Consider the following 18,382-nt stretch of genomic DNA (forward strand, 5'->3'; position numbering starts at 1 on the left):
GTTATGCTTGATCTAATCGACCAACCAATGACAATTCAAAGTTCGCGCCCATGTACTTAAAGTGAGGACGAACAGAGAGAGAGACCTGATACCAACCTGGTTCACCTTCAACATCCATGACTTCGATTTTTGCAGCACGAAGAGGACGACGGCTACGTACGTCTGCTGGTGGATTTTCTTGGTCAGCCACGTACTGTTTGATCCAACCATTAAGCTCACGTTCAAGATCTTGACGCTCTTTCCAAGCACCAATTTGCTCACGCTGTAGCACTTTGACGTAGTGTGCAAGGCGATTGATGATCATCATATATGGCAGTTGCGTACCCAACTTGTAGTTGGTTTCCGCTTCTTTGCCTTCTTTGGTATTCGGGAATATTTTTGGCTTTTGGATCGAGTTTGCAGAGAAGAATGCGGCGTTATCACTGCCTTTACGCATGGTTAAAGCAATGAAACCTTCTTCTGCTAATTCAAACTCTTTACGGTCAGTCACCAACACTTCAGTTGGGATCTTACTTTGCAGTGCACCCATCGATTCAAACACGTGCACTGGCAGATCTTCAACCGCACCGCCACTTTGTGGGCCAATGATGTTTGGACACCAACGGTACTTGGCAAAGCTATCGGTTAAACGAGTAGCGAAAGCAAACGCGGTGTTACCCCATAGATAGTGTTCGTGTGAAGCGCTGACACTTTCCACATAATTAAATGATTTAATTGGGTTTTCTGTTGGATCATAAGGTACGCGCAATAAGAAACGAGGCGCAGTCAAGCCAAGGTAACGCGCATCTTCTGATTCACGTAGAGAACGCCATTTAGTGTATTTAGGGCTTTCAAATGTTGACTTAAGATCCTTGATATTTGGTAGCTCTTCAAAAGAATCGATACCAAAAAACTCAGGGCCTACACTAGAAATGAATGGAGCATGAGCCATCGCACCAAGTGCACCCATGTATTGCAGTAGCTTCATGTCAGGGGTTGATGGCGTGAAAGCAAAGTTACCGATGATAGCGCCAGTCGGCTCACCACCAAATTGGCCATAACCAGAAGAATAAACGTGCTTATAAAGACCGGATTGCGTCGTTTCTGGTGCAAATTCAAAGTCTTCAAGCAACTCGCCTTTCGTTACATGCAACAAATCGACCTTGTTGTTTTCACGAAAATCGGTACGGTCAATAAACAGTTTCAAACCACGCCATGACGATTCCATCTGCTGGAAACGCTCTTCGTGCAAAATCTCATCCATTTGAGCACTGATTTTCTTATCAAGCTCAACCAGCATTTGATCAACGAGTGATTTGTTAACTGGCTCTTCCGTTTGATTCGAACCGATGAGATTCTCAATAAACGCAGCAACCCCTTTCTTCGCAACATCATACCCTTCTTCAGTCGGTGCAATGCGCGTTTGTGCCATGATTTCATCAAGTAAACTGCCTTGGGTGGCACTTTGTCTCTCTAAGACGGCTTCAGTAGTAGACATCAATTTCGTTCCTAAATTTGATTAAATAAAAAGTTGGGTTGATCAAGCCTTATGCTTGAGGCTCTTCTTCTTTGCCGCTCACTAGGCTTAGCTCAGATAGAAGTTTTTCACGCGATTCTTCCGAATTTAGTAGCTCTTGTAGACGCTCTCTAAACGCGGGAATATTGCCCAAAGGACCTTTTAAGGCCACAAGAGCTTGGCGTAGCTCAACCAATTTATTTAATTCTGGAACTTGTGCTGCCACTGAATCCGGTTCGAAGTCAGCAAGAGATTTGAAACTAAGCTCAACAGGAAGCTCAGCATTTTCATCGCCACTCAGTTTATTGCGCACTGTAGTGGTCAGTTTCAAATCGCTTTCACGCATAACCGCTTCAAAGTTGTTCTTGTCCACTGAAACGGTTTGTCTCTCTTCAAGTGGGGTCTCTTCGGTATGGCCTTTAAAATCACCCACCACCAGAGTTTTTAGCGGTAACTCAACTTCAGCCTGTGCATCTCCCGTTGCTGGAATATACTTAATATTAATCCGCTCTTTAGGAGCTACACTTCCTTCTTTAGACATATTACGTCTCCAATACCTATGCCAATCATTGTCAAAATTACGGACAAGAGCGTAGCTAAACTTAGTTACCACTTACTCAAGCCGAAGGTTACATAACGTTGTAAAAATTAAAGTTAAATCTATTGGACTTAAGTTCTAATAGAACTCAAGTCTCTTAATATTTATTATCTGGTAGATTTTAATGAGCATTTAAACAATAAAACCTATTAATTAGCATTAGCTATTAAATTCTTTCCTAAATTACCCCATTAGATTTATCGATATTTTCGTGGGGATTTAAAATTCTCGGCACATTCTATTCATATAGGAGCATTTTAAATATAAAAAATCACAAAAACATGATCTTCACCCAAAAAAATATGCCGTTTCTAATACTGTATAACTTACCTAATTAATATCCCAAAAGACATCATGATAATAAAAATTCAGATTACTCTTATAGTTAACAAATATGTCATTAGCTTGTACTTTTTCTTCCTCACTCATCTTACCAGCAAGGCTTTCTTCCTCTAATTCCAATATTGAGTAGAGCGACTGCATACGTTCAGTACCAGCAGCAGAGAGATATAAATCTAAATAGGCTTGCGCTTTGATCCTATCGGGAGTCACAAAATGATAGGATGCTCTATCGCCGAGCAGAATCTTAACTACCGTTGCCAAAGAGGTAATATCACCTTGCTCTAACGCCATCAGTCGCCATTGATAGGCATCTTCAAAACGGCCTTTGCTCTCTAAAATACCGATGTAGCGTCTCATCGCAGGGATATAGTTTGTCTTCGCAGCCGCGAGATAGAGCTCTCTCACCTTGGTCTCCCTTTCTCCAGGCATTAAAAACAGGCCTCCACCCGCTTGAACTTGCTTTGCTTTATCCATCAATGCTCGTGGATGATTAAAACTGACCGCTTTATCGAGATAGTAGCTATACATCTCGTTATCTATACCTTTGTAAAACTGGGCAAGCTCGTAAGTGGCTTGTGCAGGATCATCTCGTCCTAAACGAATCAAACTATCGTAATACTGGCTTTTCCAATACTGCACATCGCGATCTCTTAACCACTTGGCATCAGTATAAAGATGTTTCATGGCGCGACGATTGCCTAATTCTGCGGCTTTAAGCAGATATTCACGCGCTTCAGGAGGCGTTCTAATGGTCGTTTTGTAGTTCGAAAGCTCCATCGCGTAGAGAAAGGCGGCATCCGAATTGTCGTTGTCTGCCGCGTACTGGAGGTATGGTCGCGATTCCATATTTTTGTATTGCGCTCGAAGCAGTCGTCCGGTAGCAAACGCTTTTTCTGGAGACATATTTCCTACTTCATACACTTCTGCTGCAGACGTTTCTTGCTCAGCATGTAACGCCATCGAAGGAAATAAGGAGAGCGCTAAAATGGCATATGTTTTATTAATCCACATTGACGCGACTTCCAAACTTGACGCTTGCGGAACACACAATGATAGACGTTGGCAGAAATCCATCATGAACCGTTTCCATATTACCCACTACAATACTCTGACTCATTATATTTCCTTAACTGACTAACCATTTATCCATAAACACGTAAGCAAAAATCATTCCCTTCAATTACGCTTACTTAAGAATAAAGCCCCACAGCCCGAGCGGGCAAAAAATTGCCCAACCGAGCAACAAATTGCCCGAGCGGGCATAATATTGCCTATATGATAATCAATACTCAGCCTTTACCCATCAAAATTAAAAACAATACACTCATTAAATTAAATAGAATCAGGAACCAATCACTACAAATAGAATTAATGACAAAAAACTAACATAAAGCTGACATTGTTTTGCATAGAAATAAAATGAATTAATCCTCCAATCATTCTATATGTTTTAAATAAACGCATAGCATCAGGTTAAATCGACACTGTTAACTTATTTCTTTGGGATTCACTAAGCTATATTAATGATATTAATAAGCTAGTTACATTAATTAATCGTATCATCATCGCCGTTCAACCAGAAACTGGCATTTCTAGGTCAAATCAGTACAATTCTGCGTTCTCCACCACCATCCACTGCGAGCCAGAGAAAATGCCAACACCAGCGCCCTGTTTTACTGCCTTTAAAAAACCTATTGAAGGCTACTCTCTGCCTGAGCGCTTTACTTTCCCATTTTGTTACGAGCCGCATCCGCTAAGCGAATTAGCGGCAAGCCAGCTGCAACAACACCTGCTGAACCAGCAGAATTGGCAACATAATTTTGGGCTCGATAATCACGGCGTGCTAAACCAGCATCCGGAAGCTATCGGGAAAATGTTTGGCGTTTTAGTGGTGCGTAAACAAAGTGGAGAGCTAGGGTACCTGTCTGCATTCTCGGGGAAGTTAGCTGAGCAAAACCTGCTGCCGCATTTTGTGCCGCCTATATTTGACATGCTCACTAACGATGGTTTTTTCTTGGAAGGCAGCGTGCCAATCAATCAAATTAATCAGCAAGTTGAACAATTGGAGTGCGATCCACAGCGTGCGCTACTTCAGCAGCAATGGACCACGGCCCAACAGCAGGCGCAAGATGAATTAGAAGCGCATCGCCAACTGATGATTCAAGGTCGTGAACAGCGTAAACAGCAACGCATCCTTGCCGAACAATCAAATGATGCCCAACAATTGCGTGAAACCTTGGATTATCTCGCCAAACAAAGTGTGGCTGAAAAAACGTTCCTCAAGCAATTAAAACGAAAATGGGACGTCAACCTCAACGAACTACAAGCGCAAATAGACGCATTTCAAGAACAGATTGATGCGTTAAAAGAGCAGCGTAAAAATCTCTCTAATGCGTTGCAGCAACGACTTTTTTCTCACTATCGATTTCTCAATCAATACGGCACTGAAAAATCTCTGGGGGAGATTTTCCGTCTTACGGCTAACCCTGTTCCACCAGCAGGATCTGGAGAATGCGCCGCACCAAAATTGCTGCACTACGCGTTTCAACATCAGATGACACCGATTTCACTTGCCGAATTCTGGTGGGGAGCGTCACCAAAATCTGAAATTCGTCAACACAAGAAATTCTATCCTGCTTGTCAAAACAAGTGCCAACCGATTTTGGCTCACATGCTTGATGGGCTGAAGCTCGATGATAACCCGCTATTGCATAATAACCCAGCGCAAGGCAAAGAGATCGACATCATCTATCAGGATGAAGCCATTATTGTCGTCAACAAACCTGCCGAGTTTCTATCCGTTCCCGGAGTCAACATTCAGGACTCGGTTTATACTCGTCTGCAACAAATGTTTAGCTCAGATGAAGGGCTTTTTGTGATCCACCGCCTCGATATGTCTACTTCAGGTTTATTGGTGTTTGCTCTCACCCGCCGAGCCAATAAAAGCCTGCAGAAGCAATTTATTACTCGCGGCGTTGAAAAACGCTATCTTGCCTTACTCGCTGGTGAATTACAGCAATCGCATGGTGACATTCGCTTACCGCTGCGGGGCGATTTAGATGACAGGCCGCGTCAATTGGTCTGTTTTGAACATGGCAAACCCGCTGACACTCACTGGCAATTAATTGAATGCCGGGATGGATTCAGTAAAGTCTACCTCTACCCCAAAACAGGACGAACCCACCAATTGCGCGTGCATTGCGCTCATGTGGAAGGACTCAACCTGCCCATCGTTGGCGACGATCTTTATGGCACGAAAGGAGCGCGTTTACATCTACATGCTGAGTCACTGAGCTTTGATCATCCTTATACCAAGCAAAGGATGACATTCACGGTGGATGCCGAGTTTTGATCGACATTCCGCTTTAGTGACATTGAGGTGACAAATCCTGACTTAGCACAGCTATAATTTCGCGAATGCGAACCTTTTTCTAAGTGCTTAACGTTGAGAACACGGCTGCTGTACCTTTTGATCACACTCACCGCAGTGCTAGGGCAATCAAACCTAGCACACGGGCAAGAGCAAACGCTGCAAGATCGTTGGCAGCATTTTCTACGCCAAGCCGAATCGCTATCGGCTGCGCGAGCCTTGCCATTGCAAAGCATTAACTCATACCCTATCGATCTTCTGCTCAGCGCCAGCGCCTATCCTGATTTTTCCCGTTATTCATGGCAAACCATAACTGAGCTCAAAGCGATAGCCTCACAGTGCGCACTGTCGCCCGGTTTATCAAAAACCTTGGCATCACGCCCTGAATTGCAAAAAGCAGCGTCGTTTGAACTCGCTTTATGCCAAGGCGATGAATTGCCCATCCGTTGGTTTAAGACTGCTCCGTTTCTGCATCCTGCAGGCGGGAGCTACGCAGAGCGATACTTAGCTTTTTCTACTCATAACATAACGGCCGAGCAAAACGCCGAGCTACAGCCCTACACGACTCTCTCTGACCCTCAGCATCCGCTGTACACCTTTTTTACCGATTTAGAAACGGCAGGGCGAGATGCCTTGGTCAGCGGTTATCGCGCTTATATTGACCGTCAACAACGGCTATGGATCAGTGGCGATTTCGGTATTCGCGTACTAAGCGCATTGCAATGGAAAAAAGTCGCGCTCGATCAGCAATTGGTATTGTCGGCCATCACAGCGGCTACTCAAAGTTGCCAATTACGCTACAGTAATCTGTGTGTCTCTAGCCAAGAAAAACCCAATATCTCACTGTGGTTATCGGTCATATTACTGCTGTTGCTCGCGGCAACGCTGAGTAGGACGCTCTGGTTACGCCGCCAACAAGCCAAAGAAAAACGCTTTATTTTACAGTTGCTAACACATGAACTACGCACCCCTATCACCAGTCTTGGCTTGACCGTTGAGCAGTTTCGCCAGCAATTTGATACTCTGCCAGAGCCAGCCCAAGATACATTCGGCCGCTTACTGGCCGATCACCAACGTTTAGCTCAGCTTGCTCAGACCAGTAAAGGATTTTTGAGTAGCGACCCAAATGAGCCGTTTCAATGTCAAACCGCTTATCTCTCAGATTGGTTAGATCACTGCGTAGCGAAACACGAACTCAGCTATGAACTGACACAAGATATCGAGCTCACACTGCCGTATTACTGGCTTGGGATCTGTTTGGATAACTTGATCCGTAATGCCAAGCAACATGGTCAAGGGACAATCTCAATAACGGCCAGCGTGACTGACACTCAACTGCGGCTTTGCGTTAGCGATGAAGGCGAGTTTCCCTCTCGTCTAAAACGGCTATTTTCCCGTTCTCGCACGGCTTCCAATATGGGGATTGGGCTCCGTCTTGTGAGCCATTTGATGCTTAAAATGGGCGGCAAACTGACGTGTAAAGCCCACCCCACTCGCTGCCAATTGGAATTACCATTATGAACACACTGTTATTGGTCGAAGATGATCCCCTACTCGGGCAAGGTTTGCATGATTACTTGCTACAGCAAGGTTTTGATTGTTTGTGGGTACAGCAGCTCTCACAAGTCAAAAAAGCATGGTTTCGCGCCGATTTGGTGATTTTAGATAGACAACTGGCTCAAGGAGACAGCTTGGATCATCTACCTCAATGGCTAATGGCCAAAGCCGTGCCAGTGATCATCCTGACGGCCAAAATCGAGGTTGAGCAAAAAATAGCAGGTCTGATGGCGGGGGCAAAAGACTACGTCACCAAGCCATTTTCGCAACAAGAATTACTGGCGCGAATTCAAGCGCAACTGCGACCATTAGGAGAAAGCTTGCTTTCCTACGCTGACATTGCCATTGATCTCTCAAAGCGCAGCGTTACCTTAGGTGAGCAGTTGATGACGCTAAAACCGAAACAGTTTCAGCTATTACTGCTGCTGGTTCAAAACCAAGGACGTGTTTTTCACCGTGATGAACTACTCAATAAAGTGTGGGGCTACCAAGCCTTTCCCTCAACTCGAACCGTCGATAATCATGTTTTACAGCTGAGGCAGCAGTTACCCTCACTCAATATCGAAACCGTTCGTGGCGTTGGGTATCGTTTAGTCGAGGTGTCCAATGCGTAACCTTTGGCTGTTTGTACTGTTCGTCGTTAGTCCAAGCCACGCCGTGAGTGATGATTGGTTTATGGCAACACCACTGCAATCAACCTATCGCGCTTTAGTGAACCATCAACCACAGCTTGCCTGGCAAGAGTTGATCCTCGCACTCAATAACCAAACCATTGCCACGCAACACTGGGCAAGCGTCAAGCATGCCATTATTGAACAAACCCAATGTGGCCAACAGCTCTTAAGCGATGTGGTACCAAATGCGGCGCTGATCAAAGTCTCGATACAAAAAAAAACCAACGTGATGCAGCAAGGTTACCAGTTCAAATTATCAATGGAAGGAGCAGAGCTGCCTAGTCAGGTTGAACTTCTTGGCCCTGACAATAGCTTGCTCATCTCACAGAGCCAAGTAACGTCATCAGCCCCTTATATAGAATTAGAAAGCCCAGAACTGCTCTTTGCTCCGCAAGATGGCGTTTATCGACTGACACTCGACAAACAGCACTATTGGTTAGTTCTTACCATGCCTTTTGGCTCCACATGGTTGCAATCCGCCTCTCCCAACGGTGGTTACCCACTAGCACTTGAGTCCCCCATAGCATTGACAAACTGCCCCCCAACAAGCCTTGCTTGGCAATGGTTTGACGACCAATTTCAGTTAATCAAGCAGCAAGATATGGTAGCAATAAGTAATACTCAGCAATTATTGGACAAACCAAGCTCATCCCCCAGCTCGGCTAAATGGCTCAGTACTCTGATCAAAACTATCGAGTATCAAGGAGCAATCAAAGTGGAATATGTACAACGTTTGACTCTGCCAAATCAGGCTCAATGAAGACATCAGGGTGACAATTGAGTTGTCGATTTCTTATGTAATCAACACACCGAGACACACTGGAAATGACAAACCATGTATAAACCACTTTGTTCTTTATTGATCACCTGTACGCCACTTTTGGCGTTGGCTAGCCAATCACAACCAGCGTCAATTACACTGCATAATCAAAACCAAACCGTGCAAATAGAGCCACAAAATTTTGCTATTGATTGGCAGCAAAATGCCCAGCTAACCATTAACCAAGGCCAGCTAACCGTTAACGGCCAGCCACAGCAGGTCAGCCAACTGCAACAAGATAATCAACATCACGCCTCTTGGCTGCTTGTTCCTAGCCAGTTAAAGGTTGAGGCCAATTTACAACAAACATTGAAGCTGTCGATTACCGCGAGCGCTGAGAGTAAGATCTCTCGTGCTAAACCGTTAACCGTGCAGTGGTTTGAACTGCCTGAGCAGCAAAGCAAAACGCTCATTCTTCCTTTTAGTGAAGGAATGCGGATTCCAACTGATAACCCACAGTGGGTGAACTACCTCATAGCGGAACGCTCTACCAGCAATACCACCCAAGATCTCAAAATGCCATTTTGGAGTGTAGAAGCTGGCAATGAGCAGTATGTGAGCTATCAACTCAATACCGCCACCAACAACAAACTCAATTTTAGCGCCAAGCAAAACAAGCTGGACATGCAAGCCACGCACGCTTTCACTGTGCTCAATAAAGATGAGCCTTTTGAGGTGGAAATCTCCCTTGGCAACTCACCACTAGATGGTGCCAAACGCTACCGTCAGTGGCGAAAAGAGAATGGGTTATCACAAACGCTCGAACAAAAAGCGCAGCAAAACCCAGCCATAAAACAGCTTATCGGCGCAAGCCATGTCTACTTGTTTGGCCAAGACTTAGTGTCCAAACAAGATGTGACTGATTTCTGGGCACTTAAAGAATGGTATTTTAAGCAGCCCCAGTGGGTAGCATCAAACGAAGCGCTCAAAGAGCTTAAGCCACTCGTTAAAGGAAAAGATTTTTTCAACAACTACAACAAACGGTTGTTGATTGACGAAGTGAACCGCTCGCTCAATGCTTGGATAAAAGAGCAACCTTCAACCCAAGAAGCAGGGATAGCTAGCCAATACCAAGCCGCTCAGGCACGAAAAGCATGGCTCGCAGAGCAGAAACTACCGTTTCTACGTGATGCCAGCACTTGGGGACAGGGGCTATCGACATCCATGATTGACGCACTCAGCTCAGCAGGTTTGCAGCACCTCTGGCTAGGTTTAGATAATTGGATGCCCGCCTTTTACCAGCCACAAGTGGTTGATCAAGCGAAACAGGCTGGCTACTTAGTTGGGGTGTACGACTCCTACAATACCGCCATTGCAAAAGGCATCAACGATGGTTGGCTTACCGCGCAGCTACCGGATGCAATGCGCAAGCAATGTGCGATAGAAAACGCCGACGGCAAAAAACAAAAAGGGTTTCGTGGCAACGGCTTTTACCTTAACCCAGCCTGCCAATTAGGCTTTGTGCAGCAACGCATTGAGGCGATTTTAAAATATGGCCGTTTTAACAGCCTGTTTCTTGATGTGGATGGGACCGGAATGGCCCGTGAAGATTACTCATATAAACAGGGACAAGGAATGAAAGAAAGCGCAATGCTGGAGGCATTCAATCAACGCATGCGCTGGATAGCTAATGAACAGAATGTGGTTCTCGGCTCTGAAGATGGTAACAGCCTGACGACACAAGGGCTCTCTTTTGCTCATGGTTTAGAAACGGTAGGATTTGGCTGGACAGATCCTGATATGAAAACTAACCGCCAATCGCCTTACTTTCTTGGAGCATGGTTCCCAACAACGAGTCCAGATTTTTTCTTTAAACCCGCGCAAGTCAAAGAGCCGTACAAAACACTGTTATTTGCACCGCAATACCGTATCCCTCTCTATCAGACCGTGTTCCATGATGAGGTGATCAACAGTCACCACTGGCACAGCGACAGCATGAAGTTTTCCAACGTGCAAGCGGAGCGAGATTTAATCGCCATGCTGTATAACACCCCAGCGATGATTCACCTTAGCCGTGATGAAGCGACGCCTAACAGTGCTCGAGTCAACGCATTGCGCCGTTATCAGCAAGGGTTTGCACCAATCCATGAAGTCGTGTGGAACCAACCTTTAGTCGATTTTAAATGGCTTGATGAACAAGGGATGGTACAACAAACAACCTTTGGTGATGGCAGTAAAATTACCGCCAATTTCTCTACGCAGCCATATAAAAAAGAGGATAAGGAAATAGTTCCAGCCTTGAGTATTCAAGCTGAGCTCAGCAATGGGCAAAACCTCATTTGGGCATCGGATACGCTAAAGACAGAAAAATAGTCTCATCTCTCACTCATTAAAAGATAAATAACTCATTAAAAGATAAATAATAGTGCGACACTTCAAGGAGGAAGTGTCCATTTCTATCATTCAGCAACCATAGCCAGTAGCACAAATACAATATGAACAAACAAAACTAGACGACTGGTCTAATTTGAATTATAGTGCCGTCCATGAATACAAAAACCCATGATACTCGCCAACACATCCTTGAGGTCGGTTACCAACTTGTCGTAACCAAAGGCTTCACCAGCGTAGGCTTGTCTGAATTATTAAAAACCGCTGATGTGCCCAAAGGCTCTTTCTATCACTACTTTAAGTCAAAAGAGCAATTTGGCGAGGCACTGATTACGGACTATTTTCAGCACTATTTAGTACGGATTAATGCCCTTTTTGACCAAGAAGAAGGCAATGCCTATCAACACTTGATGCATTATTGGCAATGTTGGTATGAGCAGAGCAATGGCTTATGTAACGCACAGCGCTGCTTGGTGGTGAAATTAAGCGCTGAAGTTTCAGACTTGTCTGATGCGATGCGTATTGCTTTACTTAAAGGTGCAGATAGCATTATTGAGGCGGTCGGAAAATGTATCCAGCAAGGGATCGACGACGGCTCCATTCACGTACAACACAGCCAGCAAACCGCAGAATTGCTTTATAACCTTTGGCTCGGCGCAAGTTTGCTCAGTAAACTGCGTCAAGATAACCAAGGGCTTGCACAAGCGCTTACGAGCACCGAACACATTTTGCAAGGCCAGTGCCCTAGTTAAGATTCACCCGCTATTTCGATAGCGGTTTTTTTGAAACCCAAACTAGACGACTGGTCTAATTTAAAATAATAAAGGACTCTCCAATGACTGAACAAACTAACCGCCGCATTGTACTCGCTTCACGCCCTGTCGGTGCACCAACGCCTGCTAACTTTCGCTTAGAACATGCGCCTAAACCAACACCTGCCGCTGGTGAAGTGCTGCTGCGTAGTGTTTATCTTTCACTTGACCCCTACATGCGCGGCCGCATGAGTGACGCTAAATCGTACGCCGATCCTGTCGCGATTGATGATGTCATGGTAGGCGGGACCGTGTGTCAAGTGGAAGTATCAAACCACCCAAAATTTGAGCAAGGTGAGTGGGTACTCGCTTATACCGGATGGCAGGATTACGCTATTTCTAACGGCGAAGGTTTACTCAAACTCGGTAAAAATCCAACCTCACCCTCATACGCACTAGGCATCATGGGAATGCCCGGTTTTACCGCTTATATGGGTTTGCTAGACATCGGCCAGCCGAGGCAAGGTGAAACTGTGGTAGTCGCCGCAGCTACTGGCCCAGTAGGGGCAACGGTTGGTCAAATTGCTAAAATCAAAGGCTGCCATGTGGTGGGCATTGCTGGCGGTGAGGAAAAATGTCGTTACGCTAAAGAAGTATTAGGTTTTGATGAATGTATTGATCACAAAGCTGACGATTTTGCAGAGCAATTGGCTAAAACATGTGCTCAAGGGATTGACGTTTACTACGAAAATGTCGGTGGCAAAGTCTTTGATGCGGTTTTACCTCTGCTTAACACAGCAGCGCGAGTTCCGCTGTGTGGTTTGATTTCTCAATACAATGCAACGTCGCTGCCTGAAGGACCTGATCGCCTCTCTATGCTGATGGGCACCTTGCTTACCAAACGAATCCGCATGCAAGGTTTCATTATTTTTGATGACTACGGCCATCGCTATAACGAATTTGCTACTGATATGACTCAATGGCTAAGCGAAGGGAAAGTGAAATACCGCGAGCAACTGATTGACGGTTTAGAAAACGCACCACAAGCCTTTATTGGTCTATTGGAAGGCAAAAACTTTGGCAAACTGGTTATCCAAATCAACCAACCACTTTAATAAGGACCGCATAATGATCAAACTTCACCATCTAAATAAATCACGCTCTAAGCGCATTATCTGGTTACTTGAAGAGCTCGGGGTTGAGTATCAAGTGGTTCCATATCAACGTGATAGCGTGACCTTTCTGGCACCGCCGGAGCTAAAAAGCGTGCATCCGTTAGGTAAGTCACCTGTGATTGAAGACAATGGTTTGGTGATTACTGAATCTGGCGCCATTACCGATTACTTGATAGAAAAATACGGCCAACACTTTGCGCCTCAGCGTGGCAGCGTGGAATATGTGCAATACCAGCAATGGCTCCACTTTGCGGAAAGCTCTGCCATATTGCCGCTGCTATTAAAGATGTTTGTTGCCAAAGATGGCTGCCAAACTAATTTCCTTGGTGGCTATGCAGAAAGCGAAACAGCCAAAGTGATGAGTTATTTTGACCAGTGTTTAGCGGGTAAACGCTACTTAGTGGCCGACCAACTCACTGGCGCTGATTTCATGATGTCATTCATTGCTGAAATATTGCTGACCAACGGAGCGATTACTCACTTCCCGAATATTGAACGTTACTTAGAGCAGCTCGCCACTCACCCTGCTTATCTAAAATCGAACCAAATCGAAGCGCAATACGCCTAACCTTAGGTTCCTGATGACGCCACTTCGACGATAACGAAGTGGCGTTTTCATTTCCATTATGGAAATGACTACTTGATGTATTATCAATAGTGAAAAGTAACCAAGCACATTAGGATTAAACCACAACAATATAAGGGTTTAATTCATGGGCCATTCACTCGATACACAGCAACGCTTCCAAGCCATCGTCACTGACGCACACCTCTCGCCCAAACAAAAGTCACACTTCCTTGCGCTAGAGGCCGAAGCAAGCTTGCCCTATCTGAAACTCTCTCCTGAGTTGGCTCGAGCAATGGAACAAGGCATTATCTGCGATATGTTTGAAGGCCATGCCCCTTTTAAACCACGTTACGTGTTGCCTGACTACGCAAAATTTTTAGCACAAGGCAGTGAGTATTTAGAGCTTTCGCCTGCCAGTAATTTTGATGAAGCACTCAATATGCTGACCATTTTGTACCATCACGTGCCTTCAGTGACCTCTATTCCTGTCTATTTGGGGCAATTGGATAGCGTGTTATTGCCCTATGTGGGCGAACTAAGCGAAGCGTCGATTTATCAAAAATTGAAGCTGTTTTGGATCATGCTTGATCGCACTCTGCCCGATGCTTTCATGCACGCCAACATCGGCCCGAGCGACAATATTATTTGTCGTACTATTTTACGTGTCGATGCTGAACTGAAACAGATCGCTCCCAACCTTACCTTCATGTATGACCCTTCTATCACTCCTGACGATTTACTGCGACAAGCGACCGATAATATCTGTCAATGCAGTAAACCGCACATCGCCAACTATCCGATTCATGCCACCGCCTATGGCGAGCAAGGTTTTGGTATCGTCAGTTGCTACAACTCACTTCCTTTAGCGGGAGGCTGCAATACTTTAGTCAGAATGAATTTAAAAGAGGCCGCGAAAAAAGCCAGTGACCGCCAAACATTTTTAGATCAGATTCTACCCACTTACAGCCAATATATGATTGAGCTGATGGATGTTCGAGCTGCTCATCTGCACCAACAATCTCATTTTTTTGAAGGTTTTCTGACTCAAGAAGGGTTGATTGAAGAATCTCGTTTCGCACCGATGTTTGGCATTTATGGCATGGCTGAAGCCGTTAATCTATTACTGGAAAAGGAGCAGAGTAACGCTCGTTATGGCCATGATGATATCGCCAACCAATTAGGCATCGCCATTTCCGCCAAGCTGGCCGACATTGTACAAAACTCGCCAGTCAAATATGGCTTCAACGGCCGTGCTTTGCTGCACGCACAAGGTGGTATCAGCCTTGATCTTGATGTCACTCCGGGCGTGCGCATCCCTTATGGTACCGAACCCAACCCGATTGAATATGTGCAAGCAACGGCTGGACATCATCAATATTATACCTCTGGTATCAGCGATATTTTAACTCTGGATGAAACCATAAAGGCCAACCCAGAGGCGATGTTCAACCTATGTAAAGGAGCCCTCCACTCGGGCTATCGCGAATTTACGGCCAACGTGGCTTCGAACGATTTAGTTCGCATTACGGGTTACATGGTGAAACTGTCTGAAATAGCGCAATTTGAGCAGCGCGGATCACGCACCAACACCACATTTCTTGGGGCAGAAGCGGCCAAAAACACGGCCGTGCTCAAGCGAAAAGCACGCGTGGTTAGCCATGAAATGCAACCGGCTTATCAACCAAACTCTGTCAGCTAAACTAATGGTGAGTGGAAAACAGCCGCTCCGAGCAAAAGTCAGCCGAGTGCTGACTTTCTCCTGCGTTGATGGCCCGGGCAACCGACTGGTCATTTTTATGCAAGGTTGCAACTTCAATTGCTTGTCTTGCCATAACCCACATACGATTCGTCACTGTCACCATTGCGGTGATTGTGTGCCAACCTGCCCATCGCAAGCACTGCGCCTCAATGCTGACCAGCAAGTCGAATGGCTAGCAGATAAATGCACTCACTGCGATCGCTGCATTGAGCACTGCGTGCACCAATCAAACCCAAAAATTCATCACTACAGCGTTGAACAACTCGTGGAACTTATCCGCCGAAATCATTATTTCTTAGCCGGTATTACCATTTCAGGAGGGGAAGCAACCCTACAACTTCCGTTTATCATCGCTCTTTTCAAAGCCATCAAACACGATGAAGAATTGAAACATCTCAGCTGTTTTATTGATAGTAATGGCTCACTATCAGAATCGGGATGGGACAAAATCTCGTCCTATTTGGATGGCGCAATGATCGATTTAAAAGCTTGGCAAGAGGAAACCCATCGGTGGCTAACCGGACGCAGTAACCATAGAGTGATACGCACTATTTTCCACCTCGCTACACTGAATAAACTGCACGAAGTGCGACTGCTGCATATACCGGACAAAAGTGATTTAGAGACTGAAATTACCGAAGTGGCGCATCTGATTAACCAGTTGCCTGCGAACGTCAGCATTCGGCTCAACGCCTTCCAGCATCACGGTGTGGTCGGCAAAGCCTTAACTTGGCAACCATGCAGTGAAGGTGCAATGCTACAGTTTCATCGAAAACTGGCCGCTCAAGTACAGCGAACTGTTTACCTGCCGACACGCTACGCCTAGCGTCGAAAACCACCATATCCATAGGCTACCTATATTAGATTAATAACCCGTACCATTTTGCCTAATGCATAACGCTCACCTATGCTTATCCAAACAGGCACCAACCGTTTAACAAAAGACCGAGCACTCGCTCTCATCACATAAAAAGGAAAGCATCATGATTGAATGGGATTTCTTACATCTTTTCGATACTCAAGAGCTCTTTATCTTTTATTAACGAGAACCAATATTATTAACGAGAGCCAACCTCATTTTAAATAGCAGCCGCAATTTCACCTTCAATATCCTTTTGCGGCTCTTTTTGTACTGGCGGAACTTGCCCTTCTTCTACAGCGTGTTGGTAACATCCACTTAGCTTAATGGCTAAATACATGTCCGCACGAATCACCACGCCGCCATCACCCGTTGAAATTCCAGCGATCTCACACCATTTTCTCAAACTGCGTTTACGCCCCGCTAGCACTAAACGAATACCTCGCTTTTTCAGAATGCTTTGCACGTCCGATAACATCGCCATGACGCTTAAATCTAAATGAGTAAAACTCGACACCGCATCAATAATCACACACCCCACACTCATGCCCGCCGATTCAGTGTGAAATAAAATACGACGTTTAAAGTAAGGTGCATTGAAATAAGTCAGCGGAGAGTTGAAACGATAAATCACCAAACCCGGTATTGGTTTCGCCTTCGCTGACGTATCAATCGTGCGAATCGTGCCTTTATCATCCAAACCCAATGTTTGATCACTTGGCCGCATCACGGTGCGTAAGAACTGGAACAGACCCAGTAATACCGCAAGAGTGATGCCGGGGATAACGCCAATGACCAATACAGCGATGAAGGTTAAGCTTGCCAAATAGAAGGCGTCTTTATCACGCTTGTGTAAACTCCAAATCCCTTTCAGATCCAGCAACGAGATAGACGCGATAATCAACACCACCCCCAATGCAGCAATCGGAATGTATTGTAGTGGCTGATACGCCACAATCGCGACAAATCCAATCACAATCGCTGCAATAATCGAAACTAATTGCGATTTACCACCATTAGCGTCATTCACCGCCGTACGTGAATCCGCCCCACTGATGGCAAAACCTTGTGAAAATGCAGAAGCAATATTAGCTAAGCCAAGCGCGCGAAACTCTTTGTCGGCGTCAATATCGTAACCATTTTTTGCCGCAAAACTGCGCGCAGTGAGCATCATACTGACAAAGCTCACCATCGCTAAGTTCAAAGCGGGCATGACTAATTCACGGCTCACCCCTAGATCAAATAGAGGGGTTTGGAATATCGGTAATCCACCTTGGATTAAACCAACGACTTTAACGCCAAGATGTTCAGCGCCAAAAAACCACACCCAAAATGCAGCAGCGATGATAGCCAACATCGCAGCTGGCCAATTGGGCCTGACACGCTTACACAGAAAATAAACCACCACTGTCAGCGCACTTATCAATAAGGTTTGCCAATGCAAATCAATCAGTAAGGATGGCGCTTCCACGATACGCTCTAGTAGATATTGCTGCTCATATTTCAGCCCAAATACTTTAGCAAATTGACCCACGATAATGGTCAGAGCAACACCGTTTAACAACCCAAGTAGAATAGGGCGAGAGAGAAAATCGGCTAAAATACCGAGTTTGAAACGACTGGCCAGCAAACACCATACACCAGTCATTGCCGTCATTGTCATGACCAACTGCCAGTGTTTGAGAGGATCGCCCATCGCCAGCGGTGTCACTACCGCCGCAATCACTGCGCAAGTTGCCGCGTCTGGGCCTAAGATCAACTGCCTAGACGTGCCAAAAATCGCGTAAACCAACATCGGCAATACGCAGGAATATAAGCCGACAATCGCGCTTACTCCAGTGAGCTGCGCGTACGCTATCGCGACAGGCAGTGCAACCGCAACCACAGAAAGCGCCGCACGTACGTCATCCATCAACCAGCGAGTTTCATAGTCTTTCAGTTGGTGTAAACCCGGCATCCACTGTTGTACAAATGCACTATTCAAATTGCTTCCCCCCTCTTCTCGCAACAAGGTTTTCACATTAAGCATAACTCATTGCTAACAAACTAGCGCTTATAATTGGCTGATTTTATTGAAGTATG

Annotated in this window: 14 protein-coding genes; 10 read left to right on the forward strand and 4 right to left on the reverse strand. The window is 45.5% G+C overall.

Annotated features, from left to right (window positions below; translation table 11 throughout):
* Position 1: 1 nt before the first annotated feature.
* From tssC to DD616_RS03380, 3 genes are all read right to left on the reverse strand, one after another.
* Positions 2–1,477 carry a type VI secretion system contractile sheath large subunit gene (tssC, locus tag DD616_RS03370; protein ID WP_026027753.1) on the reverse strand — a complete coding sequence of 492 codons (1,476 nt, stop codon included), beginning with the start codon at positions 1,475–1,477 and terminating at the stop codon, positions 2–4.
* Positions 1,478–1,526: 49 nt separating this feature from the next.
* Positions 1,527–2,036 (reverse strand): type VI secretion system contractile sheath small subunit, encoded by a 510-nt coding sequence (gene tssB, locus DD616_RS03375; protein WP_017043584.1) that lies wholly within the window; start codon positions 2,034–2,036, stop codon positions 1,527–1,529.
* 387 nt (positions 2,037–2,423) lie between these two features.
* Positions 2,424–3,512, reverse strand: coding sequence for an SEL1-like repeat protein (locus DD616_RS03380; protein WP_208871452.1), 1,089 nt, complete (start codon positions 3,510–3,512; stop codon positions 2,424–2,426).
* Positions 3,513–4,086: 574 nt separating this feature from the next.
* Here DD616_RS03380 and DD616_RS03385 point away from each other — a divergent pair.
* The 10 genes from DD616_RS03385 to DD616_RS03430 all read left to right on the forward strand — a co-directional run bounded on the left by DD616_RS03385 (position 4,087) and on the right by DD616_RS03430 (position 16,267).
* Positions 4,087–5,787 (forward strand): RluA family pseudouridine synthase, encoded by a 1,701-nt coding sequence (locus DD616_RS03385; protein ID WP_208871453.1) that lies wholly within the window; start codon positions 4,087–4,089, stop codon positions 5,785–5,787.
* A 93-nt stretch (positions 5,788–5,880) separates the two neighbouring features.
* The gene (locus DD616_RS03390; protein ID WP_208871454.1) at positions 5,881–7,326 is read left to right on the forward strand and encodes an ATP-binding protein; all 1,446 of its coding nucleotides are present in this window, start codon (positions 5,881–5,883) and stop codon (positions 7,324–7,326) included.
* Complete coding sequence (locus tag DD616_RS03395) at positions 7,323–7,976, forward strand: response regulator transcription factor (protein WP_013868288.1); 654 nt, start codon at positions 7,323–7,325, stop codon at positions 7,974–7,976. The genes DD616_RS03390 and DD616_RS03395 overlap by 4 nt, the downstream gene beginning before the upstream one ends.
* Positions 7,969–8,796 (forward strand): DUF2861 family protein, encoded by an 828-nt coding sequence (locus DD616_RS03400; RefSeq protein ID WP_208871455.1) that lies wholly within the window; start codon positions 7,969–7,971, stop codon positions 8,794–8,796. The genes DD616_RS03395 and DD616_RS03400 overlap by 8 nt, the downstream gene beginning before the upstream one ends.
* 75 nt (positions 8,797–8,871) lie before the next feature.
* Positions 8,872–11,169: a glycoside hydrolase gene (locus DD616_RS03405; RefSeq protein WP_208871456.1), complete on the forward strand. Its 2,298-nt coding sequence runs from the start codon at positions 8,872–8,874 to the stop codon at positions 11,167–11,169.
* A 173-nt stretch (positions 11,170–11,342) separates the two neighbouring features.
* Positions 11,343–11,939, forward strand: a complete 597-nt coding sequence (locus DD616_RS03410) for a TetR/AcrR family transcriptional regulator (protein ID WP_038148298.1) — start codon at positions 11,343–11,345, stop codon at positions 11,937–11,939.
* Between the two features lie 83 nt (positions 11,940–12,022).
* Positions 12,023–13,054 carry an NADPH-dependent curcumin/dihydrocurcumin reductase gene (gene curA / locus DD616_RS03415; RefSeq protein WP_208871457.1) on the forward strand — a complete coding sequence of 344 codons (1,032 nt, stop codon included), beginning with the start codon at positions 12,023–12,025 and terminating at the stop codon, positions 13,052–13,054.
* 13 nt (positions 13,055–13,067) lie between these two features.
* Entirely contained in the window at positions 13,068–13,682 is a 615-nt protein-coding gene (locus tag DD616_RS03420; protein ID WP_017043593.1) for a glutathione S-transferase family protein, read from the forward strand.
* A gap of 145 nt (positions 13,683–13,827) precedes the next feature.
* On the forward strand, positions 13,828–15,381 hold the full coding sequence (locus DD616_RS03425; protein WP_208871458.1) for a YjjI family glycine radical enzyme: 1,554 nt from the start codon (positions 13,828–13,830) through the stop codon (positions 15,379–15,381).
* Between the two features lie 4 nt (positions 15,382–15,385).
* Positions 15,386–16,267, forward strand: a complete 882-nt coding sequence (locus DD616_RS03430; protein WP_208871459.1) for a YjjW family glycine radical enzyme activase — start codon at positions 15,386–15,388, stop codon at positions 16,265–16,267.
* A gap of 253 nt (positions 16,268–16,520) precedes the next feature.
* Here DD616_RS03430 and DD616_RS03435 read toward each other — a convergent pair whose 3' ends face one another.
* Entirely contained in the window at positions 16,521–18,257 is a 1,737-nt protein-coding gene (locus DD616_RS03435; protein ID WP_050934249.1) for a SulP family inorganic anion transporter, read from the reverse strand.
* Positions 18,258–18,382: the final 125 nt, after the last annotated feature.

Source organism: Vibrio anguillarum, assembly GCF_003390515.1.
Classification (GTDB): Bacteria; Pseudomonadota; Gammaproteobacteria; order Enterobacterales; family Vibrionaceae; genus Vibrio; species Vibrio anguillarum.